This is a genomic window from Pseudomonas sp. X4 (assembly GCF_040784925.1).
Classification (GTDB): Bacteria; Pseudomonadota; Gammaproteobacteria; order Pseudomonadales; family Pseudomonadaceae; genus Aquipseudomonas; species Aquipseudomonas putida_Z.
The window spans coordinates 5,240,272-5,263,444 of record NZ_CP160798.1 but is presented as its reverse complement, the minus strand read 5'-3'; the positions used below and the strand labels follow the sequence as shown (position 1 = coordinate 5,263,444).

Below are 23,173 nucleotides of genomic sequence, written 5' to 3'. Positions count from 1 at the left end.
CGCTCTTGTTTTTGTTGTGAAAGAAAGCTCTTTGCCTTGTGGGTGTCGCTCAGCCGAGGTCGCCGCCCCCTACCGGCAAGGTCACGCCGGTGATGTACGAGGCTTCGTCGGAAGCGAGGAACAGGATCGCGCCGACCTGCTCGTCGATGCTGCCGTAGCGGTGCATCAGGCTGCTGTCGAGGGTCTGGTCGACGATCTGCTGGTACCAGTGCCTTTCCTGTTCGGTCTGCTCGGCACTGTTGCGCGGCACGCGCCGGGGTGGCGCCTCGGTGCCGCCGGGAGCGGTGGCGTTGACCCGGATGCCCCGGCCGGCGGTTTCGAAGGCCAGGCACGCAGTCAGCGCGTTGACGCCGCCCTTGGCCGCGCCATAGGGCACGCGGTTGACGCCACGGGTGGCAATGGACGAGACGTTGACGATGGCGCCGCTGCCGCGTTCGAGCATGTACGGCAGTGCGGCATGGCAGCACCACAGGGTGGGGAACAACGAACGGCGTACTTCGGCTTCGATCTGGTCCACTTCGTAGTGTTCGAAGGGCTTGGCCCAGATGGTGCCGCCGACGTTGTTGACCAGGATGTCGAGGCGGCCGAACGCTTCAACCGCGCTGGCCATGACCCGGGCGCAGTCGGCGTGTTGTTCCAGGTCGGCAGTGAGGGTGAGCATGCCCTCGCCGGCCAGTTCGTGAACCAGTTCGGAGCGGTCTACAGCGACCACTTGCGCACCTTCGGCCTTGAGCCGCCAGCACACGCCACGGCCGATGCCCTGGGCGGCACCGGTGACCAGGGCGACCTTGCCTTGGAATCGGTTGTTCATGTGTGTCTCCTGCTTGATCCGTGTAAGGGCAATTGGGAGGGCTGCGCCCTCCATCGCGACGCAAGGCCGCTCCCACAGGGGAACGTGGTGCATGTGGGAGCGGCCTTGTGTCGCGAAAGGGCCGCACAGCGGCCCCGGCGATCTGTCAGGCCGCCGCCGCGAACTTCTCGTAGTAGAAGTTCGCCGGGGTAATGCCCTGCTCGCGCACGTACTGGCTGACCGCCTCGACCATCGGTGGCGGGCCGCACAGGTACACATCCACATCGCCTTCGTTGAGGTGGCGCGGCTCGATGTGCTGGGTCACGTAGCCCTTCTGCGGGTACTGGCTGTCCGGGTTGGCCACGCAGGCGCTGAAGGTGAAGTTGGGGATGCGCGCTGCCAGCGCCTGCAGGCGGTCGAGCTCGACCAGGTCGAAGTCGTTGGTCACGCCGTAGATCAGGTGCAGCGGGTGCTCGCTGCCTTGCTCGGCGATCTTCTCCAGCATCGCCGTGAACGGGGCCAGGCCGGTGCCACCGGCCAGCAGCAGCAGCGGACGCTGGATCGGCCGCAGGTAGAAGCTGCCCAGCGGCCCGGCCAGGGTCATGCTGTCGCCGGCCTTGGCCAGGTTGGTCAGGAAGCTGCTCATCAGCCCGCCCGGCACGTTGCGGATCAGGAAGCTGACCTCGCCGTCCTTCTGCAGCGAGCTGAACGAATAGGCACGGCTCTGCTCGCTGCCCGGCACCTTGAGGTTGACATACTGCCCCGGCAGGAAGGCCAGGCGGCTGAGGGCCTCGCCCTTGATCGACAGGGCAATGGTACTGGCCGACAGCTGGCGGACATCGCTGATGGCGGCCTCGAAGCTGGCCTGCTCGGTCTTGCACAGCTGCGACGAGGCCGGGATGCGGATGACGCAGTCGCTTTCGGCGCGCATCTGGCAGGTCAGTACGTAGCCTTCGGCGACTTCGTCTTCGCTCAGGGCGTCTTCGATGAAGTTGTCGCCCAGGTCGTAGCGCCCGGACTCGGCCTTGCACTTGCAGGTACCGCAGGCGCCGTCGCGGCAGTCCAGCGGGATGTTGATGCCCTGGCGATAGGCGGCATCGGCCACGGTTTCATGGCCGGTGGCCTCGATGAAGCGGGTCACCCCGTCTTCGAAATTCAGTGCGATCTGGTAGCTCATGTTGCACCTCGCGGGCGAGCCGGGCCACGGCACATCGCAGGACGCACCGGGCAGCACTCGCAAAACCCTGGATCAGATGTGGTAGATGTCGATGACCTGGCGCACGTAGTCGTTCTTCAGCACCACTTTCTTGGCCTTGATCAGCGGCTGCTCGCCGCGCAGGTCGAGGGTGTAGAAGCTGGTGCCGAAGTAACTGTCGGTGGTCTTGTAGCGGAAGCTCAGGGTGTGCCAGTTGAAGCGCACCTGGCAGCTACCCTCGCCCTGCTCGACGATCTCGATGTTGCTGATGTTGTGCGAGGTGCGGGTGTCGGGCACGGTCGCACTGGAGCGCTCGGTCTTGATGCGGAACACCCGGTCTTCCAGGCCGCCACGGTTGCCGTACCAGATCAGCGAGATTTCGCTTTGCGGGTCTTCGGTAAGGGTGTCGTCATCGTCCCAGCTCGGCATCCAGAAGCTGGCATCGCTGGCGTACAGCTCCAGCCACTGGTCCCACTGGGCATCGTCCAGGTAGCGCGCTTCGCGGTAGAGAAAGTCGCGCACGGTTTCATAAAGGCTCATTGCACGGCCTCCACGGGGATCAGTTGCTGTTCGTCCTTCAGGGCCTGGATCATGGTGTCCTGCCAGTACTTGTGCTGCAGCACGAACAGGCCCTCGTCCTCGGTGCGTACGCCCGACAGCAGCGGCTTGAGTTCGATCTCCCTGGCCGCTTCGTCGGCGCCTTCCACCCAGTGCGCCGCGCCGCGGGACATGTCGTTCCAGCCGGTGCCGCCGCCGTAGCCGGTCTGGCACGAGCGGAACTCTTCCAGGTCATCCGGGGTGGCCATGCCGCTGACGTTGAAGAAGTCTTCGTACTGGCGAATGCGCTTGGCGCGGGCATCGGCGCTCTCGCCTTTCGGCGCGATGCAGTAGATGGTGATTTCGGTCTTGTTCACCGAAATAGGCCGGGCGATGCGGATCTGCGAGCTGAACTGGTCCATCAGGTACACGTTCGGGTACAGGCACAGGTTGCGCGAGTTCTCGATCATCCAGTCGGCACGGGCCTGGCCGAAGTCGGCGGCCAGCTGGTCACGGCGCTCGTAGGCCGGGCGGTCCTCGGGGTTGGCCCAGCGGGTCCACAACAGCAGGTGGCCGTGGTCGAAGGAGTAGAAGCCACCGCCCTGCTTGGCCCAGGCGCCGGCACTCATGGTCTTGATCTCTTCACCCGCCTCGCGCTGCTTGCGCTGATTCTGCGTGGCGGCGTAGTTCCAGTGCACGGAACTGACGTGGTAGCCGTCGGCGCCGTTCTCGGCAGTGAGCTTCCAGTTGCCTTCGTAGATGTACGAGCTGGCACCGCGCAGCACTTCCAGGCCTTCCGGCGACTGGTCGACGATCATGTCGATGATCTTGGCCGACTCGCCCAGGTGCTCGACCAGCGGCTTGACGTCGGCATTCAGGCTGCCGAACAGGAAGCCACGGTACGACTCGAAGCGCGCCACCTTGGTCAGGTCGTGGGAGCCGTCGCAGTTGAAGCTGTCGGGGTAGCCGGCGTTGCTCGGGTCTTTGACCTTGAGCAGCTTGCCGCTGTTGTTGAAGGTCCAGCCGTGGAACGGGCAGGTGTAGCTGGAGCGGTTGCCGCGCTTGTGCCGGCAGAGCATGGCGCCGCGGTGGCTGCAGGCGTTGAGGAAGGCATTGAGCTCACCGTCCTTGTTGCGCGCGATGAAGATCGGCTGGCGCCCCATGGTCAGGGTGAGGAAGTCGTTTTTCTCGGGGATCTGGCTTTCATGGGCCAGGTAGATCCAGTTGCCCTCGAAGATGTGTTTCATCTCCAGGTCGAACAGGCGTGGGTCGGTGAACATCTCGCGCTTGCAGCGATAGATGCCCTTTTCACGGTCGTCCTCGAGCAAGGCATTGAGGTAGTCGAATCCCAGGGACATGGCCAGGGTCTCCCTTGTTATTGTTTAGACCTGGTCAGGTTAGGGATTGGTATTGGGCGGGAATATCCGGTTTGTGCGCGGTGCTATCCGTTTTGTGCAGGCTGGTGTTTCTGCGGGGCACTGTGGGAGCGGGTTTACCCGCGAAGAGGCCGGTGCGGCTCAGCGCCGATTACGCAAGGTTTCCGAGGGCAACTCGCCAAACTGCTGCCGATACACCTCGGAAAACCGCCCCAGGTGCATGAAGCCATAATCCATGGCCAGTTCGGTCACGCTGCGTACAGCGCAACTGGCATCACCCAGGCAGGCATGTACCTGCTCCAGCTTGCGCTGGCGCACATACTGCTTGGGCGTGGTCTGCAGATGCCGGTCGAACAATGCATACAACGAGCGCAGGCTCATGCACGCCTGCTCCGCCAGTGCTTCAGCTGTCAGTTCAAGCTTCAGGTTGCGGTCGATGTGGTCGATGATCCGTTCAAGGCTTGCACCCGGCGAACCCAGGCTTTCGCGACGGATATTGGTGCTCATCAGGGTCAGCAGCTTGCTGGCGACGATCTGGCTGTAGTGGCCCTGCACCCTGGGCAGCGAATCGCTCACCTCTGCCTCCTGGCAGACCATGGCCAACAGGTTGACGAACCCGTCCAGTTCGTCCAGCCGGTAATGGTTGCGCAAGAACCGCACCCCGCCATCAGGGCGGTGCCAGCGCTGTTCGTCGCAGATCGAGTCCAGCAGCCGGGTCGGCACCTTAAGGATGAATTTCTCGCAGTCTTCCGAGTAGGTCAGGTCAACCGGGTCGTCGGGGTTGATCAGCAGCAGCTCGCCCGGCACCAGATGATGCTCACGCTTGTGCCCACGCCACAGGCAGTTGCCGTTGAGCAGCACCTGCAGGTGGTAGATGGTTTCCAGTGCCGGCGAGGTAACGCGCACGCTGCCGCCGTAGCTGATGCGGCACAGGTCGAGTTCAGCGAACTTGCGGTGGCTGAGGCTGGCTTGCGGATGAGTGGTGCGGGACAGACCGATGCAATGCTGGCCTACATGCTGGTTCACATAATCGGACACAGCATAAGGGTCGGCGTGATGAAACACGCTACTGCGCTCGCTCAGCAGGCGGCTTTCCATAGGCAAGGCACTCGGATCGTTATTGTTCTGGTCGCCGCTTCCTACGGCCCGGTGGGGCTGTGGTTGCGGTCGTCACGGTCATTCTATCGAGCCGGCTGCGGGTCACGGGGGCAGGCGACAACCGGTGGATGGGCACACTTAAGCAAAAAGGCGTGGGTTGGGCAATGCGACCTTGGGAATGGATGGGCGGATAGCGGACAGGCATGACAGGGCCAGTGTTCGTTTATCGAACGGTGTTTTCCTGTGCCGGCCTCTTCGCGGGTGAACCCGCTCCCACAGAGATCACCACTGCCGCAAGACCTGTGCACTACCTGTGGGAGCGGGTTTACCCGCGAAGAGGCCAGCACAGGCAACCGAAAGTTCAGTGCACAGCCACATCCTGCCGCCCTGCCCACCCTTGGCTCCTTGCCCGGTACTGCCGCGGGGCAATGGCGAACAGCTCACGGAAGCGCCGGTAGAAATGCGGGAAGCTGACAAACCCGCTGGCCACCGCCACTTCGGTCAATGACTTGCTGGTGTGCTGCAGCAACTGCCGCGCATGGGTCAACCGCAGCTCCAGATAGTAACGCGGCGGCGTGGCCTGTACATGCCGGCGGAACAGGCGCTCCAGATGCCGCCTGGACAAGCCGGCATGCTCGGCGATCTCGTCGATGCCGATCGGGTCTTCGATATTGGCGTGCATCAGCTCCAGGGCCAGGCGCACGCCGTTGGGCAGGCTGGGGTCGATTTCCGGCGAGCTGGCAGGTGCATCACTCAGTACCCGCGACCGGTCGCATGCCAGCATCTGCTCCACGGCGCGGCGCAACGCTACGCCACCGCACTGTTCAAGCAGCGCCAGCATCATGTCCAGCGCGCTACTGGCGCCCGCGCAGCTCATGCGCCGGCGGTCCAGCACATGGGCCTGGCGGCTGATGCGCACCTTGGGGAACAGCTCGCTCATCATCGCCCGGCCATCGGGGTGGAAGGCGCAATCATGGTCGTTGAGCAAACCGGCTTCGGCCAGGAAGTAGGCACCGTTCCACAAACCGCCCAGCTGGCAGCCGTGCTGGTCGGCCTGACGCAGCCTGGCGCGCAGCAGCGGTGCGGTTTCCAGGCGCACACGGAAGCCGCCGCACACCAGCAGGCAATCCAGGCCTTGCACCTCCAGGTCGGCCAGCTGGGTGTTGACCGGCAGGGCGATGCCAAGGTCACTCATCACCTGGGTACCCTCACCCACCACCTGGACCTGGAACAACGGCGTGGCACTCATCAGGTTGGCGGTGACCAGACTGTCCATGGCGGCGGTAAAGGCCATCATCGAGAAGTGCTCGCGCAGGACGAAGGCGACACGCTGGCATGGCATCGACAGCGAAGTGCGGATGGCCGGGTCCAGGTGGGCCAGGTTGGTGTTCTTGAGGATGCTTTCGAAGTGGCTCATGGCTATTCACTCAACAGCGGAAATCGCGTTGCCCCCTTCGCGGGTGAACCCGCTCCTACAGGTATCGCACAGTATTCAGAGCCTGTGCAGTACCTGTGGGAGCGGGTTCACCCGCGAAGGAGCCAATGCTAATGGATCAGGTTACTTGCCAGCCTGGGCCGCAGCGTCACGAGAGGCTTGCAGCCACTGGTCGAACTGCTGGCGGTGCGCCGCTACCCATTCCTTGGCATGGCGGGTGATGTCGGCAGGCTTCTTCTCGCCCTGCTGCATCTTCAGGTTCTGGTTGCTCTCGTCGTCGGTGCTGATCTGCACCAGCGACAGGAACTTCAGCGCTGCCGGGTTCTCTTCGGCAAAGTCCTTGTTCAGCACGGCCACCACCTTGTCGATGGCAAAGCCGAGGTTTTTGCCGTGGTACATCGTGTCGACATCATTCTTGCCATCCGGCAGGTCGGTCTTCGGCACTTCCAGCCAGACCACGTCCCTGCCCTCGACCAGCACGCTGGCGATCCACTGTGGCACCCAGGTGAAGTAGAAGATCGGCTTGCCTTCCTTGTAACGGGTGATGGTGTCGGCCATCAGCGCGAAGTAGGAGCCCTGGTTGACGGTGATGCTCTTGTCCAGGTCGTAGGCTTTCATGTGGTGGGCAATCACCAGCTCGCAACCCCAGCCCGGGTTGCAACCGGTCATGTCGGCCTTGCCATCACCGTCGGTGTCGAACAGCTTGGCGATCTCTGGCTTTTTGAGGTCGGTGATGTACTTGATGTTGTACTGGTCAGCGGTTTTCTTGTCGATCAGGTAGCCTTGGGCCACGCCCGGCAGGATGTCGCCAGTCTTGACCATCACGTCGTCACCGCCGGCCTGCTGGTAAAACTGGTTGTGCAGTTTGTCCCACAGGTGCACGGTGAAGTCGGCGTCACCGTTGGCCAGGGCCACCATCATCACGCCGTACTCGGTCTCCTTCGGCTCCTGGACCTTGTAGCCCAGCTCGCGCAGGCCTTCCATGGCCACTTCGCCACGGAAGCGCTCTTCGGCGATGGAGGGGAAGATCGGCGTAACCTTCACGCCCTCCCCCGGTTTTTCGGCCGAGGCGTGCGCGCCCAGCGCGGCTGCCACCAGGGTCAGCGCAGTGGCGCATTTGAGGATGCTGCGGGAGAACTTGGATTCGTGCATCGTCGCTTACCTTCTTCTGATTTTTATCTTCACGTGCGGCAGATCGAACGTCTCAAAAGCCTTGCAGTGCTCAGGCGGTCTTGCGCCGCCCTTGCGGTTGCGCCACGCCACACAGGCGCATGACCACGCCTACCGGGCCGGTGTGGTACCAGCGCAGGCTCGGGTCGGCGCTGGTGCGGGCGCCCATGGCCTGGGTCAGGCGGTCAAGGAAGATCGCCAGCAGCACCAGCCCTACGCCACCGACCGTGGCCAGGCCCATGTCGAGGCGGCCGATACCGCGCAGGACCATCTGGCCCAGGCCGCCGACGGAAATCATCGAGGCGATCACCACCATCGACAGCGACAGCATCAAGGTCTGGTTGAGGCCGGCCATGATGGTCGAGGTGGCCAGCGGCAATTGCACGCGGGTCAGCATCTGCCGCGGCGTGCAGCCGAAGGCACGGGCGGCCTCGATCTTGTCTTCCGGCACCTGGCGAATGCCCAGGTTGGTCAGGCGCACCAGTGGCGGCAAGGCGAACACGATGGTTACCAGCACACCGGGCACGTTGCCGATGCCGAACAGCATCACCACCGGTACCAGGTAGACGAAGGCCGGCAGGGTCTGCATGGCGTCGAGCAGCGGGCGGATGATGCGCTCCAGGCGGTCGCTGCGGGCACACAGGATGCCCAGCGGTATGCCGATGACCGCGCAGAAGAACACCGAGGTCAACACCAGCGCCAGGGTGGTCATCGACTCGGCCCAAACGCCGATCAGGCCGAGCAGGGTCAGGGTGACGAAGCACAGCACGGCCATGCGCTTGCCGGCCAGCTGCCAGCCCAGCAGCGACGAGAGGATGATGCCGATGGTGGGTGGGATGCTCTGCAGGGTGAACTCGATGCCATTGAGCACCTGGTCGATCGGCCAGCGGATGGCGCGAAACACCTCGCGGAAGTTGTGCACCAGGAAGTTCAGTGTGGCGGTGACCCAGTCGCCCAAGGGGATGGTGGCCGCCTGGAACGGGTCGAGAATGCTGAATTCGGACATGAGGGTGTACCTCTGGGTATTAGTGGCGGCTCAGGGTCTGCAACAGCTCGTTCTTCGACAGCGTGCCCTTGAAGGCGCCCTGGCGGTCGAGCACCGGTACCGGGTACGGCAGGTCGGCCGCCACCCCGAGCACTTCGTGCAGTGGCGTGTCGGTGTATACCGGGCACTGCTCGTGCAGGCTGTAACGCTCACTGGCGGTAGCGCCGTTGGCGTCGGTGTCGACCACGCCCAGCAACTGCCCGCGGTCGTCGACCAGGTAGCCGAACGGCACGCCAGCCTGGAAGCTCGGGGCCTTGCCGTTGACCTTGCACACCACCGCCGGGTCGAACCTGGCCACATCACCGGCCTTGAGCACCCGCGAGCTGTCGAAGCTCTTGAAGAAGGTGCGCACGTAGTCGTTGGCCGGCTGGTTGATCAGCTCCTGCGGGGTGCCGATCTGCACCACGCGGCCGCCTTCCATGATCGCGATGCGGTGGCCGATGCGGATGGCTTCCTCGATGTCGTGGGAAATGAAGATGATGGTGCGCTGCTGCTCGGCCTGCAGGCGGATCAGCTCGCCCTGCATCTCGCTGCGGATCAGCGGGTCGAGCGCGGAGAACGCCTCGTCCATCAGCAGGATCGCCGGGTCGTTGGCCAGGGCCCGGGCCAGGCCTACACGCTGCTGCATGCCGCCGGACAGCTGGTGCGGGTAGCTGTTTTCATGGCCGGCCAGGCCAACCTGGCTCAATGCTTCACGGGCGCGGCTGTGGCGTTCGGCCTCCGCTACGCCGGCAATTTCCAGGCCGAACGCGGTGTTTTCCAGCACGCTCATGTGCGGCATCAGCGCAAAGGACTGGAACACCATGCCCATTTCCTTGCGGCGCACATCCAGCAGGGCTTTGTCGGAGAGCCCGGTGATTTCCTTGCCGTTGAGGTGAATGCTGCCGGAGGTGGGCTCGATCAGGCGGTTGAACAGCCGCACCATGGTCGACTTGCCCGAACCGGACAGGCCCATGATGACGAAGATTTCGCCACGCTTGACGGAAAAGCTTGCATCGAACACGCCGACGACGTGGCCGGTCTTGCTGAAGATTTCGTTCTTGTCGGCCCCTTTGCGGAGCATCTCCATGGCCATGTTCGGGTTGGGACCGAACACTTTGAAGATGTTTTTTACCGAAAGAATCTCATCGGCATGGCTCATACGACCCTCTTTATTATGCTTATTAACCAATCTTTCAACTTCGCACTTTCAATAAGGCGGGTAGAGATCAGTGCGAGTACGCTTGGCAGTCCGTTCAAATTCGAACGTGAGTCAAAACCGGCACGCAGAATGTCCTGCTTCAAAATTGTCCGACTATCGATGTCTCGAATGTCGCGCCGTGTGTTCAACGTTAGGCCTTGAGCCAGAGCGGGTCCAACGACATTTGTTTCACGCAAACCATTACCTGAAGTTATCAATCAGGGCCTGAGCCCCGAGCCACAGCCTGGCGCAGTGCGCTTGAATGCAGGCGCAGCCTTGTGCAGCGAAGAGACCGGCTCATACACTTGAGCCATGGGTGCCTGCAGGGGCCCTTTCGCAGCACAAACTGCTCCTACACAGGACTGCACCCCACCGACATGGTCAGACACTCCGAACCCGATCAGACGCTGATCAAGATGCCCTCGCTGCGTGCGGTCAAAGTCTTCGTCGCCGCCGCCAAGTACCAGAACTTCACTCGCGCCGCCGAGGCGCTGTGCGTGACCCAGGCAGCGGTCAGCCGGCAAATCCGCGAACTGGAAACCTACCTGGGCGCCGAGTTGTTCACCCGCGTGGGCCGTGCGGTGGAGCTGACGGTGGCCGGTTCGATCTTCTTCGATGCGGTGCAGTTGTCGTTCGTCAACATTTCCCAGGCTGCCGAGCGCATTCGCAGCAACACCAACAGCAAGCAGGTGGTCACCCTGTGCTGTTCGCCGGCCTTCGCCGCCTTGTGGATGGGGCCGCGGATGCCGAGGTTCTTCGATGAGAACCCGGACATCGACATCAACCTGGTGACCACGCAGAACTTCCTGGCCATGGAGCCCGGGGTTCGCCCCGACATCTACATCACCAAACTGGGCAAGGTGCAGGCGGGCTACAGCTCGCACCAGCTCAACCACGACGTGATCTACCCGGTGTGCACGCCGCTGTACCTGGCGCAGCACCCAGAGGTGCGTACCCTGCAGGGGCTGCGTGATGGCACATTGTTGAACCTCAGCCCTTATGGCCGCTCGCAGGTGGCCGAGCACGTGGACTGGAACGTCTGGTTGGCGTTCCATGACATCGACCTGAAAAGCCGCGCCAACACCGGCCCGCACTTCTTCAATGCCAACGATTACAACCTGCTGGTGCAGCTGGCCCTGGGTGGCCAGGGCGTGGCGCTGGGCTGGCACCACCTGGTAGAGCCGCTGGTGGTCCAAGGGCTGCTGGCAAGGCCGGTGGAGGAGGAACTGGTACTCAAGGATACCTTCCACTTCCTGGCGTTCAACGAAGACAAGGACCATGACTCCAGTTGCTGCCGCTTGCGGGACTGGTTGCTGGCGGAGTTTCAGCCGTTGCTGGAGTCGTTGCGTACCCGCTGAATGTCGATTGCCTGTGATGGCCCCTTCGCGGGCACGCCCGCTCCCACAGGTACTTCATCGCCCTTCAGGCTGGTGATATCCCTGTGGGAGCGGGCATGCCCGCGAAGAGGCCGGTACAGGCAACCCGGAACCGCCCAATTCACTGCACCGGCAGGAAGTTCATCAACAGCAGGCTCTGCGCATAATTCAAGCCAATCCGCCTGTACCGCTCATCCAGCAACTCCGCCAGCAAATCCAGCCGTGCCACGATCTTGCCGAACTCAACGGCAAAACTCAGGTTGCTGCCCTCTTCCGAGATTTCGTTGGAGAACAACAGCAGCACGCCATTGGCATCCTGCCGCTGGCTCAACATCCAGGTGGCCTTCTCGATATTGCGCGCCGCGTTGTTGACGAACAGCGGGTCGATGGTATCGGTCATGTAGAACTCGGTACGCCCGCCGTGCGCGGTGATCAGCATGCTGCCGATGGCGTAGATGAAGGCGCCCACCCGGTCACCGCGAAACTCGGGGCTCAGGGCATAGCTCAAGGCTGCCAGGTCGCGACGGTTGCCCAGTTGCGGCAAGGGCTGGCGTTGTTCGATGGCGATACGGATCTGCCGCTCGGCAGTGGCCGCGTCCACGTAGCCGGACAGCTTCCACTGGTTGGGGTTGCGCAGGTAAAGCTTGTTCATCAGCAGGTACAAGCTCTGCAGGTTGTCGCGCATGGACAGCGTGGCCAGGCGGTCGACGCTGGTCTGGAACAGTTCGCTGGGCTTGCCGTTGCCGAGCTGGTTGACCATGTCGCGACCCTGCTGCTGGGTGCAGGCGCACAGGCACGTGAGGGTGCCTGCCAATAGCAGGCGGAGGAAGAATTTTGGCTTGCTTGCAACCATCGGCACCGGGTCGATATTCGGCGGCCGCACCGGGGATCAGTGTGGCCTGGCCAAGCATAGAGCCCGGAAATTGGAAAAAGTGCGGTGATCGGGGTTATGGATACCTGTGCCGACCTCTTCGCGGGTAAACCCGCTCCCACAAGATCACCACATATCTTGAAAACTGCGCAGTACCTGTGGGAGCGGGTTTACCCGCGAAGAGGCCGGCACAAGCAACACATGGATCACATGGATCACATGGCGTGACGCAACATCTCCACCACCTGTGCATGCAGCGCCGGGTCACCACAGGCCACCACGCACCCGCCATACTGCGCGCTGCTGCCATCCCACGCCGTGATCACCCCGCCCGCCCCTTCGATGATCGGCATCAGCGCCTGCACGTCATACGGCTGCAGGCTCGCCTCGACGATCACGTCGACAAACCCGGAAGCCAGCATGCAGTAGGCATAGCAATCGCCACCGTAGCGCATCAGGCGCGCCTTGCCGGCAACGGCTTCGAATGCAGCCTTGCGCGCGGCGGTATCGAACATGTCCGGCGTGGTGCACATCAGCGTGGCCGAGGCCAGGTCGGCACAGGCGCGGGTCTGCAACGGCGTACCGCTGCGCCAGGCGCCTTCCGGTGTGCCGACAAAGCGTTCGCCGGTGAACGGCTGGTTCATCACCCCTACCACCGGGCGCGTGCCGTCGTTCAGGGCAATCAGCGTGCCCCACAGCGGCAGGCCGGTGATGAAGGCACGGGTGCCGTCGATCGGGTCGAGCACCCAGGTCAGCGGGCTGCTGCCGACTGCCACGCCGGCTTCTTCACCGAGGATGCCGTGCTCGGGATAGCGTGCCTGGATCAGCTCGCGCATGGCGTCCTCGGCTGCCTTGTCGGCCACGGTCACCGGATCGTACAGGCGCCCCCCCTTGTCCTCGACGTCCAGGCTGGCGCGAAAGTATGGCTTGATCGCCACGGCAGCAGCATCGGCCAGCTGCTCGGCGAAGGCGCGGAATTCGCCGATCTGTTCAGCACTCAGGGACATGGGGCGGGCCTCGTGAAAATGATGGGGCCCGCATCATACCCGACACACCGTGCCGCGCCAGCCTCCGTCGGCTGCTCATGCGGCCCTGCGCGGTCTAGACTGAACAAGACCAGACACCGGGGGGCTGCCACACGTGGAGGTGTGAGATGAGCCAGTTCAAGCGTCTGTTCGTCATGCTCGGCCCGCAGATGCGCCACACGCCAGCGCTGCAACGCGCTGCGGCGTTGGCGGAATCCAGCGGTGCCTTGCTGGATATCAACGTGTTCGTCGACGATGTCGACACCTTCGGTTTGATGAGCGATAGCCGCGAGCGTGAGCGGCTGCTCAGCGACAACCGCCAATGGCTGGCGGACGAAGCCGAACAACTGGCCAACGCCGGCCTGGATGTGTCTACCGAACTACTGCTGACCCGCGATCCGCTGGGCAGCGTGCTGGAGCGGGTGGAACGGCTGGGTTGCGACCTGCTGATCAAGGACGTGCAGCACGAACCGGTGCTCAAGCGCCTGCTGGTAACGCCACTGGACTGGCAGTTGCTCAAGGACAGCCCGGTCGCCGTGCACCTGGTCAGCGATATCCGCCTGCCGCTGCCCCGGCAGATTGCCGCCGCGGTGGATCTGAACAGCCATGGCGCCGGCGAGCACCTGGATGAGCAGGTGATCCATTGCGCCCATGCCCTGGCCCTGCAGTGCAATGCCGAACTGCACCTGCTGCATGTGTGCGACGCGGCCAAGACCCACATTGCCGACTTCGGCGCCGGCACAGTGACCATGCCAGGCTTCGATGTCAGCGTGCGCACCGCGCAGCGGGCGGCGTTCAACCGGCTGGGCGACCACCACCAGATCCCGCTGGAGCGCAGGCACTTCCTGGAAGGGGCCGCGATCAAGGTGATTGCCCAGTTCGTCGGGCACAGCCGGGCGGATGTGATCGTGATGGGCAGCCACAGGCATGATGCCATGCAGACGTTCCTGGGCGGGACCACGGCGCATGTGCTGGAGCATCCGCTGTGCAATGTGCTGGCGATCAAGGCGGTTCGCTGAGCGCTGGTAAATCTGCACCGGCCTCTTCGCGGGTGAACCCGCTCCCACAGGTATCCCACTGACCTCAGGCCTGGTGCCCCCTGTGGGAGCGGGTTTACCCGCGAAGAGGCCAACACGAATTTCAGCCTTGGTATCTGGTACACCAGTGCCACACAAAAAGAATGCATTTGATAATGATTCGTAGTAGTTTCTCGGCGCTTGCCCACCCTACCCTCAGCGCCCTACTCCAGGATCGTACCGTCGATGCGTCGCACGTTCGTTTCGCTTTGTGTGCTTCATGCTGTCTCCCCACTGGCCTTTGCCGAGCCTGAACCGCTCGGCGAACCCGCCCAGATCGAACTCCAGGCCCTGAACATCACCAGCAGCGCCGACAGCGAACGTGCCGATGGCCCGGTCGAGGGCTACAAGGCTACCCGCTCGGCCAGCGCCACCCGCACCGACACCGCCCTGCACGAAACCCCGCAATCGGTCAGCGTGGTGCCCAAGGATGTACTGGAAGACACCGGCGCCACGCGCCTGCAGGACGGCCTGGACTACGCCGGCGGTGTCGGCCGCGCCAACAACTTCGGCGGCCAGGGCCTGACCACCTTCACCGTGCGTGGCTTCACCACCGGGGAGTTCTACCGCAACGGTTTCCCGATCAACCGCGGCTACCCCAACGCCCCCGACGCCAACACCGTCGAGCGCCTGGAAGTGATCCGTGGCCCGGCCAGCAGCCTGTACGGCCGTGGCGACCCCGGCGGCACCTTCAACGTGGTCAGCAAGCAGCCGCTGCCAGAGTCGAAAGTTACCCTGGGCAGCCAGTTCGATGACCAGGGCATGCACCGCGCGACCCTGGACGCCACCGGGCCGCTGAACCAGGACGGCTCGCTGGCCTACCGCCTGAACCTGCTGGGCGAAGGCGGCGAAAGCTTCCGTGACGATGTGGAAAGCGAGCGCTATGACGTGGCGCCGGTGCTCAGCTGGCAGGTCAACGACAGCACGAAGATCGTCTTCGAGGGCGATTTCATGCGCAACAACCATCCGTTGGACCGTGGCCTGACCCGCTACGCCACCCAGACTGGCAGCGCCTCGCGCGACACCTATATCTGGGAAAAAGGCAGCGACAACCTTCTGCACAACGACAACAACATGGCTCAGGTGCGTTTCGAACACCTGCTCAACGACAACTGGACGCTGGGTGGCGGGTTCCAGTTTTTGGATGGCTCGCTCAAGGGTAATGCTGTCGAAGCCAATGGCGCACCCGCAGACGGCCGCACGCTGCAGCGAAACTTCAACTATCGCAAGCTGGAGTGGACTGATCGCGATTGGCAACTGAACCTGACCGGGCATTTCGATACAGGAGCGTTCAGCCACACCCTGCTGACTGGCATCGAGTACGAAGACTACGACTACAGCTCTATCATCCGACGATCCACTGCCTCCTACCCAATCGACATCTACAACCCGGTACTGGGCCAGCCAAGGCCGGCATTAGCTTCAGTGCCTACAACCTGGGATACAGAAAACCTGAAAACCTGGGCTTTCTTCATCCAGGACCAGGTGGCCCTTACCGAGCGCCTGAAGGCGTTGGCCGGTGTGCGCTTCGAACGTTTCGAGCATGATTACGACGACAAGCGGCCCGCAAACCGCGACTTCAGCAAGGGCGAAAACGGCGTCACCCCGCGCTTTGGCCTGATCTACGACCTGACCGATACGGTTGCCGTCTATGCCAATACCGCCCGTTCATTTAAGCCCAACAGCGGCGCCAGCCTGCAAGGTTCGGGCTTCGACCCCGAGAAAGGCAAGTCGTATGAGCTGGGTGTGAAATGGGAAGCGCCGGACCGTCAACTGAGCGTTGACGCGGCGATCTACCACATCGTCAAGGAAAATGTGCTGACACGCGACCCGGCGGACCCCAACTACAACCTTGCCGCTGGCGTAGTACGTAGCCGTGGCCTGGATATCAACGTTGCCGGAAACCTGACACCGGAGTGGCGTGTGATCGGTGGTTATGCCTACGTTGACGCTGAAGTGACCAAGGACAACCGCCTGCCCTCTGGCACCCGGCTGGCGAACATTCCAAGGAACAGCTTCAGCCTGCTCAACACCTACGAATTCCAGGACGGATTGGCTAAAGGCCTTGGTCTGGGGGTTGGGGTGAAGTACGTCGATGACCGCAATGGCCAAACCGAGGCAGTGACTTACAACATGGACCAGTACACCGTTGTCGACCTGCTGGCCTTTTACAAGGTCAACGACAACATTCGCCTCAACCTGGACCTGAAGAACCTGTTCAACAAGGAATACGACGAGGGAGCATTCAACTTCTACGCCTACCCAGGAGCGCCGCGGACGGTGCAGGCTGGGGTTTCGTATACCTTCTGACAGTTAATGGGGCTGCTTTGCAGCCCATCGCCGGCAAGCCAGCTCCCACCTCGACCGCATCGTCCCAACCATACGCAGTCCCTTTAGGGGCCAGCGCAGATTCAAAGAACTGCGCGGTCCCTGTGGGAGCTGGCTTGCCGGCGATGGGCCGCAAAGCGGCCCCTGGTCTCAGAACCCTTTGCTGTAGAACAGCGAGTACGACTCGATGCCGTCGTTAGGCTGCTTGAGCCCCGCGTTGGAGTAGTGCATCGCGCGGATCCCCACCTTCTGCTCCCCCGGCAGTTTCAGGCCGAAGCCGATGCGGTCTTCGAAGTTGACCGACGAGCCCAGGCGCTGGTCGCCCACATCGGTCTTGGAAAACGCCGCCAGGCCAATGCCGGCCTCGATGTACGGGGTATAGGTGAAACCGCTGAACTCGTAGGTGAACACCGGGCTGAACGACAGCGAGTGCGCGCCACTGGCCTCACCGCCTTCCCAATAGGTGTAGGCCGCATCCCAGTACCCGGTCAGATGACCGGTGCTGCTTTCCAGCCATTTCTTGTCCCAGTCGAACGACAGGCCGATACGGTAGGTCATGTCACCTTGGCCAGTGGCGCCGACGGCGCCGGTCACCTGTGCTGCCTGAGCCAGATTCGTTCCGGCAAAGGCCAGCACTGCAGCAGCCAGCGAAGCTGCTAGACGGGTTTTCATCAATGACTTCTCCTGATGGTCTATACGGCAAGTGGGGGCTTGGGCCCCTCGATCTTATGTGGTGACCGGATGCATCCAGACCGGTCACACGAAGTAATACTTTTCTGATTATCGACCAGATAAACAGAAAGTTGAAAGTGAATTGCCACCATTGGCTAATACCCTGCGCCAGCATCTGCCATGCCGAACAGCAGCGGTCAGTCGTATTCCGCCTCTTCGTGTTCGCCCAGCAGACGCCTTTGCCTGGGGGTGGCCTCCTCCAGCACCTGCGGGTTGAAACGCCAGTTCAGGTACGGCGAAAACTTCTGCGCGACCATGCGCCGGCCATAGTGCACTTGCAGCATGTCGCGCTCGCGTGACTGGGTGCAGTTGGCACCGCCGCTGTGCCAGACATCGCTGCGAAAAACCAGCGCGTCCCCTGCCTTGCACAGCACCGGCTGGGCCTCACGGCCCTGCCAGTGTTGCTCGCCAGCCTGTGGTGGCCGCGCCGCGCGGTGGCTGCCGGGCACAATCCAGGTAGGCCCGATGTGATGGTCGATATCGCTCAGGTACAGCTGCGCAGTCAGGATCTGCGGGGGTTGGGTGAAGTCGCCGCGCTCGCTGAGCCAGTCGGGCAACTGCATGGGCAGATGGTCCAGGTGCAGGGCCACGCCAGGGTAGCCCGGGTGGCTGCGCCAGGCGGTCTGGCCGATCACATGGCAGTCGGCGCCCAGTGCCGCTTCGGCCAGGGCAATCAGCGGCGGCAGGTCGAGAAAGGGCAACCACAACGGGTTGCGGTTGAACACGCACTTGTAGTGTTCCAGCAGCCCTTGGTAATCCCAGTGGATGGGCTGCAGGTCATCAATGGCGCAGCGCAACAAGGCGATACGCAAGGGTTCGAGCACACCGGGGAGCAACACATAGCCCCGCTCGTCCAACATCTCCAGCTGAAGGTCCAGGCTCATGGCGATGCGCTCCTTTCAGGCAGGAGCACATCCGTACTCCTGCCCGTTTTTCCATCAACGCCAGTTCAGGTTCACGGTCGCGGGGGTCTTGCCATTCACGGTCACCAATTGCTGCACCGTCTCACCTTGGGCGTTGCCAGTCACTTTGTATTTGCCGGGAGGCAACTGCACATACAGCAGCGGCCCGGCATCCGTAAGGCTGAGCACGGGCTGGCCCTGTGCATTCTGGATGTCGACGGTGGCACCGCTCTGGAACTTGCCTTCCGGGCCGGTGGAGAGTTCCACGTGCAGGTCATAGCCCGGGGTCTTGCGCAGGGCGTTGGCTTCATCCTGGCCGATGCCGCCTTGCAGGTAGCGGACGCCGTTCTGCTCCTGCTGTTGCAGTTGCACGGCCTGCATGTCGATGGGGGCATTGAGGTCGGCGGCGGCCGCCAGGGTCCATGGCAGCGCCAGGGTGATCAGCAGCGCCGCGCCGAGGGCATAGTGATGGTTACGCATGGTACGACCCTCCTTTCGAGGATGGCTTACCTATTATCTGATCCTTCGGGCGTAACGGCGTTCGTGCTGATGCATGGTCGTCTTGATGAAATTCGCATCAATGGTGTGAATATTGTGCTGGAACATCAGGTTGCGCGCCCTTCCTCGAGCAGTTTCACGAACATGCTCAAACTGCGCGATACCGTGCCCCGGCGCCACACCAGCCAGGTTTTCAGGTAACGGAAATCCTCCGACATCGGCCAGGCACTGACGGTGCTGCAACCGGGCATGTTGTCGAGCATGCTGCGCGGCATCATGGCCAGGCCGGCGCCGGCGCTGACGCAGGCCAGCATGCCGTGGTACGACTCCATTTCGTGGATCTTGCCCGGCACTGCCTGGTCCTGCACGAACCAGTTCTCGAAGTGGTGGCGATACGAACAGTTGGCGCGGAAGGCGTAGATGCTTTCGCCGTTGACGTCCTGGGCGCGGGTTACCGGGGCGTGGTTGAGCGGCGCGATGACCATCATTTCTTCCTCGAACACCGGCATGCCTTCCAGCGTCGGGTGCAGCACCGGCCCGTCGACGAACGCTGCCACCAGGCGGCCAGACAACACGCCTTCGAGCATGGTCCCGGAAGGCCCGGTGGACAGGTCCAGGTCGACCTTGGGGTAACGCTGGTTGTAGGCCGCCAGCAAGGCCGGAATGCGCACCGCGGCCGTGCTTTCCAGCGACCCCAGGGCGAAGGTGCCCTGCGGGTCTTCACCGGCCACGGTCAACCGCGCCTCGTGCACCAGGTCGAGAATGCGCCGGGTGTATTCGAGGAAGTTCCAGCCTGCGGGGGACAGGCGCAGGCGGCTCTTCTCGCGGATGAACAGCTCCACGCCCAGGTCCTCCTCCAGTTGCTTGATACGCGTGGTCAGGTTCGACGGCACCCTATGGATATGCTGCGCGGCGGCACTGATGCTGCCCTGCTCTGCCACGGCCTTGAAGATCTCCAGTTGCACCAGGTCCACAGCCTTTCTCCAAACGTGAATGTTTCGCTCATTATTATTCAGTTTTCATTAAAGCCATAGCCCACTAGTCTGGCGTCACGGTTCAACAACAACGAGAGTGTCCCGCCATGAGCGCGATCAGCAGCCTGACCCACGCCATCTCCCTCGACCCGTATAGCGGCGAGCAGATCGGCGCCTACCCGTTCGACACCGACGCCGCACTGGAAGCGGCGCTGCAACGCGCCAAGGTTGGCTACCGCCAGTGGCGCCAGGTGTCGCTGGGTCAGCGCAGCGAGTACCTGCTTGCCCTGGCCAGCACCCTCGAAACCAAGGCCGAAGCCTTCGCGCAAATGATCAGCCGCGAAATCGGCAAGCCTGTCGCCCAGGCCCGTGGTGAAGTCAGCAAGTGCGTCGGCCTGTGCCGCTGGTACGCCGAACATGGCCCGGCCATGCTCGCCGCCGAGCCGACCCAGGTCGAGAAAGCCCGCATCGAATACCGCCCGCTGGGCCCGATCCTGGCCGTGATGCCATGGAACTTCCCGGTCTGGCAGGTACTGCGCGGCGCCGTGCCGGCGATCCTGGCCGGCAACACCTACGTACTCAAGCACGCGCCGAACGTGATGGGCAGCGCCTACCTGCTGGGCGAGCTGTTCAAGGATGCCGGCCTGCCGGAAGGCGTGTTCGAAGTGCTGAACGTGACCCCGGACGGCGTCACCCGCGCCATCAACGACCCACGCATCGCCGCCGTGACCCTGACCGGCAGCGTGCGTGCCGGCATGGCGATTGGTGCGCAAGCCGGCGCGGCGCTGAAGAAGTGCGTGCTGGAGCTGGGCGGTTCCGACCCGTTCATCGTGCTGGCCGACGCCGACCTGGATGCCGCCGTGAAAGCAGCCGTGATCGGCCGTTACCAGAACACCGGCCAGGTCTGCGCTGCGGCCAAGCGCCTGATCGTCGAGGAAAGCATCGTTGACGAATTCACCCGCAAGTTCGTCGAGGCCACTCGCGAGCTGAAGGTCGGCAACCCGCTGGAAGAAGGTACCTACATCGGCCCGATGGCCCGTTACGACCTGCGCGACGAGCTGGATGGCCAGGTCCAGGCGACCATCGCCGAAGGCGCCACCCTGCTGCTGGGCGGCCACAAGGTCGATGGCGTTGCCAACTTCTACGCGCCGACCGTGTTCGCCAACGTCACCCCGCAGATGACTGCGTTCAAGCAGGAGCTGTTCGGGCCGGTGGCGGCGATCATCAGCGCACGTGATGCGGAGCATGCGGTGGAGCTGGCCAACGACAGCGAGTTCGGCCTGGCCTCGACCATCTACACCGCCGACTACGCGCTGGCCGAGCGCATGACCGCGGCGCTGGATACCGGCGGCGTGTTCATCAACGGCTATTGCGCTTCCGACCCCCGCGTGGCGTTTGGCGGGGTGAAGAAGAGCGGCTTCGGGCGTGAGCTGTCGCACTTTGGGGTGCGTGAGTTCACCAATGCCCAGACTGTGTGGCTGGACCGTAACTGATTCATGACCCTGGGGCTGCTTTGCAGCCCTTTCGCGACACAAGGCCGCTCCCACAGGAAATTGCGTTTCCCCTGTGGGAGCGGCCTTGTGTCGCGAAAGGGCCGCACAGCGGCCCCGATAATCTCAATCCCGAACCTGGTCCTTGACCCAGTCCAGCATCCCCCCCGGCACGATCAGTTCATGCCGCGCCCGCGAACAGGCGGTATACAACCCCGCCAGCATCCGCGCCCGTTCATTGCGGTTCCCCGCCACCTGCGGCACCACCATCAGCTCCGGCGACACCATCACCCGGGCGAACTCCATGTTCTTCACATCCCGCACCCGCCCCAGGAACAGCTTGGGCGCCTTGTCCCAGCGGTAACGGCTCTTGGCCCTGGCAAAGTGCTCTGGCGTGTAGCCCTTGCGCAGCATGTTGGCCACGGCGACGAACGCCTTGTCATCACCCTTGTCCTGCTCCAGCGCCTGCCAGCTGGCATAGCGGAACAGCATCGGGTGACGCGGCCGGGTGCCATGGCGGTACAGCTCGATGCAGTCTTCGACGAACAGCTCGAAGTCCTTGCGCGCGCTTTTCAGCAGCACGAACGGCACACCCTGGTGGGTCAGGCGCTGGAACCAGCCAAACAGGCCCCATTCATCGTCGACGATCAACGCCGTGGGCTGTTCCGGCACCGTTACCGCATCGAAGAAGCTGACCCGGGTGTAATGCTCGGCGCTGCCGCTGAAGGCTGCCTGGATCGCCGCCGGGTGGGCCTGGATCAACGGGTTGAGCACGTTGTCCATCGCCGGGCCGGCCCGCAGCGAGTGGTCGATGTAACGCTGGCGGATAAAGCCGCCATGGTGCGCGCTGAGGCCGTTGAGGTTCTGCAGCTCGTCACCCAGGGCAATGATCGACTGCGGGCTGCGGTCGAGCACGGCAAGCATCGGTGCCGACAGCTCGTGGGCCTCGTCGACGATGACATGGGTGTAGCGGCTGTCGATCACATAACCAGTCAGCGACAGCAGTTTGACCCGGTGGTAGTCGCGCACCGGCAACTGGATTTCCCGTGCCGACGGGCGAATCAGCTCCTGCCAGTACAGCCGTGCCTTTTCCAGCAACACTTCCTGGTCCAGTGGCGTGGTCCCCGGCCCGGCCCAGGGCAGGTGGTGCAACTGCAGCTGGGTGTCGGCGCTGTGGCAGAACGTGCGTACCGCGCGGATGCACAAGGCAACCACATCGCGCGCGGCGAGCGGGCCGATGTCGGGAATGGCCAGCCAACGTACCACCTGCGCATCCTGCGGGCGCCACGAAAGCTTGGTGCGATACGGGTCGCGCAGGCGCCAGCCGTTGCTGGTGAGGTCGCGGTTGAGCAGCTCGTCGGCCAGCTGGCCGAAGGTCAGCGCGGTGTAGGCGGCGGCGTCCTTGACCCGCGCCTGCAGGGCGCGCAGCTGGCCTTCGGTCAAGGCCAGCAACAGCGTACGCTGCGGCTCGAGCAGGCGGGCGAACTGGTGAATCAGGAAGGTTTTGCCGGTGCCGGCAAAGCCCTGAACCGCCACCGACTCATCGATACCACTGAGGAATTCGCGCAGCAGGCGGTTCTGTTGGTCGCTGAGCATCAGGTCGCTGGCCAGTGACGGCAGGTCCACCGGGTGCAGCGGAGTAGCCCGCTGGCGGTAGCTGTCGGCGAACTGGAAGTTCCACTGGCCCTCGGCGTCCAGCAGCTCGTCGGCCTGGTATTCCACCTCGGTCGACAGCAGTGCGATACCGTTTTCGCCCAGCATGCCCAGGCCCATGGCGAAGGCTTCGCGATCGAAGTGCTGCGCCACCTGGCCCTGGAAGCGCCCCGGCGCGGCGCTTTCGACCTCGTTGGCAATGCGCACTATTTCGGCAAAGCGGCGTTCCTGCGCATCCGCCGAGGCGGTGGCGGGCTGGCGCGGCAGGTTCTGCACGAACAGCACGGCGGCGGCGTCGAGGACGCTGGCGGTGGTGAAGAAGTCGGTGGTGGGCTCGCTGGCGAGGCGGTCGGCCTGGTCGCTGGGCAAAGGCAGGTAGAACATCGGCACCTCGGGTGGAATCAGGGCGGCACGATAGCAAT

At 63.3% G+C, this 23,173-nt stretch carries 20 protein-coding genes; 4 read left to right on the top strand and 16 right to left on the bottom strand.

The window, feature by feature from the left end; all coding sequences use genetic code 11:
• Window positions 1-49: 49 nt before the first annotated feature.
• The 9 genes from ABX298_RS23365 to ABX298_RS23325 all read right to left on the bottom strand — a co-directional run bounded on the left by ABX298_RS23365 (window position 50) and on the right by ABX298_RS23325 (window position 9,787).
• Window positions 50-811: a 1,6-dihydroxycyclohexa-2,4-diene-1-carboxylate dehydrogenase gene (locus tag ABX298_RS23365; protein WP_075045179.1), complete on the bottom strand. Its 762-nt coding sequence runs from the start codon at window positions 809-811 to the stop codon at window positions 50-52.
• 145 nt (window positions 812-956) lie between these two features.
• The gene (gene benC, locus ABX298_RS23360) at window positions 957-1,967 is read right to left on the bottom strand and encodes a benzoate 1,2-dioxygenase electron transfer component BenC (protein ID WP_286101845.1); all 1,011 of its coding nucleotides are present in this window, start codon (window positions 1,965-1,967) and stop codon (window positions 957-959) included.
• Between the two features lie 72 nt (window positions 1,968-2,039).
• Window positions 2,040-2,525, bottom strand: a complete 486-nt coding sequence (gene benB, locus ABX298_RS23355; RefSeq protein ID WP_004374327.1) for a benzoate 1,2-dioxygenase small subunit — start codon at window positions 2,523-2,525, stop codon at window positions 2,040-2,042.
• Window positions 2,522-3,880, bottom strand: coding sequence for a benzoate 1,2-dioxygenase large subunit (gene benA, locus ABX298_RS23350; protein ID WP_046614216.1), 1,359 nt, complete (start codon window positions 3,878-3,880; stop codon window positions 2,522-2,524). Before benA ends, benB begins: the two co-directional genes overlap by 4 nt.
• Before the next feature lie 159 nt (window positions 3,881-4,039).
• Window positions 4,040-4,996 carry an AraC family transcriptional regulator gene (locus ABX298_RS23345; RefSeq protein ID WP_075045177.1) on the bottom strand — a complete coding sequence of 319 codons (957 nt, stop codon included), beginning with the start codon at window positions 4,994-4,996 and terminating at the stop codon, window positions 4,040-4,042.
• 361 nt (window positions 4,997-5,357) lie between these two features.
• Window positions 5,358-6,413 (bottom strand): GlxA family transcriptional regulator, encoded by a 1,056-nt coding sequence (locus tag ABX298_RS23340; RefSeq protein ID WP_367393713.1) that lies wholly within the window; start codon window positions 6,411-6,413, stop codon window positions 5,358-5,360.
• Window positions 6,414-6,554: 141 nt separating this feature from the next.
• Window positions 6,555-7,583: a glycine betaine/L-proline ABC transporter substrate-binding protein ProX gene (gene proX, locus ABX298_RS23335; protein ID WP_085664793.1), complete on the bottom strand. Its 1,029-nt coding sequence runs from the start codon at window positions 7,581-7,583 to the stop codon at window positions 6,555-6,557.
• Between the two features lie 70 nt (window positions 7,584-7,653).
• Complete coding sequence (proW, locus tag ABX298_RS23330; protein WP_025339034.1) at window positions 7,654-8,607, bottom strand: glycine betaine/L-proline ABC transporter permease ProW; 954 nt, start codon at window positions 8,605-8,607, stop codon at window positions 7,654-7,656.
• 19 nt (window positions 8,608-8,626) lie between these two features.
• Entirely contained in the window at window positions 8,627-9,787 is a 1,161-nt protein-coding gene (locus ABX298_RS23325; protein WP_286101843.1) for a glycine betaine/L-proline ABC transporter ATP-binding protein, read from the bottom strand.
• 416 nt (window positions 9,788-10,203) lie between these two features.
• Between ABX298_RS23325 and ABX298_RS23320 the strand changes: the two genes are divergently transcribed.
• Window positions 10,204-11,184, top strand: a complete 981-nt coding sequence (locus tag ABX298_RS23320; RefSeq protein WP_367393712.1) for a LysR family transcriptional regulator — start codon at window positions 10,204-10,206, stop codon at window positions 11,182-11,184.
• A 139-nt stretch (window positions 11,185-11,323) separates the two neighbouring features.
• Here ABX298_RS23320 and ABX298_RS23315 read toward each other — a convergent pair whose 3' ends face one another.
• Both ABX298_RS23315 and hisN read right to left on the bottom strand, forming a co-directional pair.
• Entirely contained in the window at window positions 11,324-12,055 is a 732-nt protein-coding gene (locus ABX298_RS23315; RefSeq protein ID WP_025339031.1) for a hypothetical protein, read from the bottom strand.
• A 233-nt stretch (window positions 12,056-12,288) separates the two neighbouring features.
• On the bottom strand, window positions 12,289-13,080 hold the full coding sequence (hisN, locus tag ABX298_RS23310) for a histidinol-phosphatase (protein ID WP_367393711.1): 792 nt from the start codon (window positions 13,078-13,080) through the stop codon (window positions 12,289-12,291).
• Between the two features lie 146 nt (window positions 13,081-13,226).
• Here hisN and ABX298_RS23305 point away from each other — a divergent pair, with 146 nt between their 5' ends.
• Together ABX298_RS23305 and ABX298_RS23300 are read left to right on the top strand one after the other, a co-directional pair.
• Window positions 13,227-14,117 (top strand): universal stress protein, encoded by an 891-nt coding sequence (locus tag ABX298_RS23305; protein ID WP_025339029.1) that lies wholly within the window; start codon window positions 13,227-13,229, stop codon window positions 14,115-14,117.
• Between the two features lie 243 nt (window positions 14,118-14,360).
• On the top strand, window positions 14,361-16,484 hold the full coding sequence (locus tag ABX298_RS23300) for a TonB-dependent siderophore receptor (protein WP_367393710.1): 2,124 nt from the start codon (window positions 14,361-14,363) through the stop codon (window positions 16,482-16,484).
• 168 nt (window positions 16,485-16,652) lie between these two features.
• Here ABX298_RS23300 and ABX298_RS23295 read toward each other — a convergent pair whose 3' ends face one another.
• From ABX298_RS23295 to ABX298_RS23280, 4 genes are all read right to left on the bottom strand, one after another.
• Window positions 16,653-17,174: an acyloxyacyl hydrolase gene (locus tag ABX298_RS23295; RefSeq protein ID WP_046614221.1), complete on the bottom strand. Its 522-nt coding sequence runs from the start codon at window positions 17,172-17,174 to the stop codon at window positions 16,653-16,655.
• 197 nt (window positions 17,175-17,371) lie between these two features.
• Window positions 17,372-18,118: a phytanoyl-CoA dioxygenase family protein gene (locus tag ABX298_RS23290; RefSeq protein WP_025339027.1), complete on the bottom strand. Its 747-nt coding sequence runs from the start codon at window positions 18,116-18,118 to the stop codon at window positions 17,372-17,374.
• Window positions 18,119-18,172: 54 nt separating this feature from the next.
• Window positions 18,173-18,616: a hypothetical protein gene (locus tag ABX298_RS23285; protein WP_025339026.1), complete on the bottom strand. Its 444-nt coding sequence runs from the start codon at window positions 18,614-18,616 to the stop codon at window positions 18,173-18,175.
• 125 nt (window positions 18,617-18,741) lie between these two features.
• Entirely contained in the window at window positions 18,742-19,608 is an 867-nt protein-coding gene (locus tag ABX298_RS23280; protein ID WP_013972688.1) for a LysR substrate-binding domain-containing protein, read from the bottom strand.
• A 107-nt stretch (window positions 19,609-19,715) separates the two neighbouring features.
• On the opposite strand from ABX298_RS23280, the gene ABX298_RS23275 reads away from it, so the two are divergent.
• Complete coding sequence (locus tag ABX298_RS23275; RefSeq protein WP_039613622.1) at window positions 19,716-21,101, top strand: aldehyde dehydrogenase family protein; 1,386 nt, start codon at window positions 19,716-19,718, stop codon at window positions 21,099-21,101.
• A gap of 123 nt (window positions 21,102-21,224) precedes the next feature.
• Here the strand turns inward: ABX298_RS23275 and ABX298_RS23270 are convergent, their stop codons facing one another.
• Window positions 21,225-23,135 carry an AAA family ATPase gene (locus tag ABX298_RS23270; protein ID WP_367393709.1) on the bottom strand — a complete coding sequence of 637 codons (1,911 nt, stop codon included), beginning with the start codon at window positions 23,133-23,135 and terminating at the stop codon, window positions 21,225-21,227.
• Window positions 23,136-23,173 lie beyond the last annotated feature (38 nt).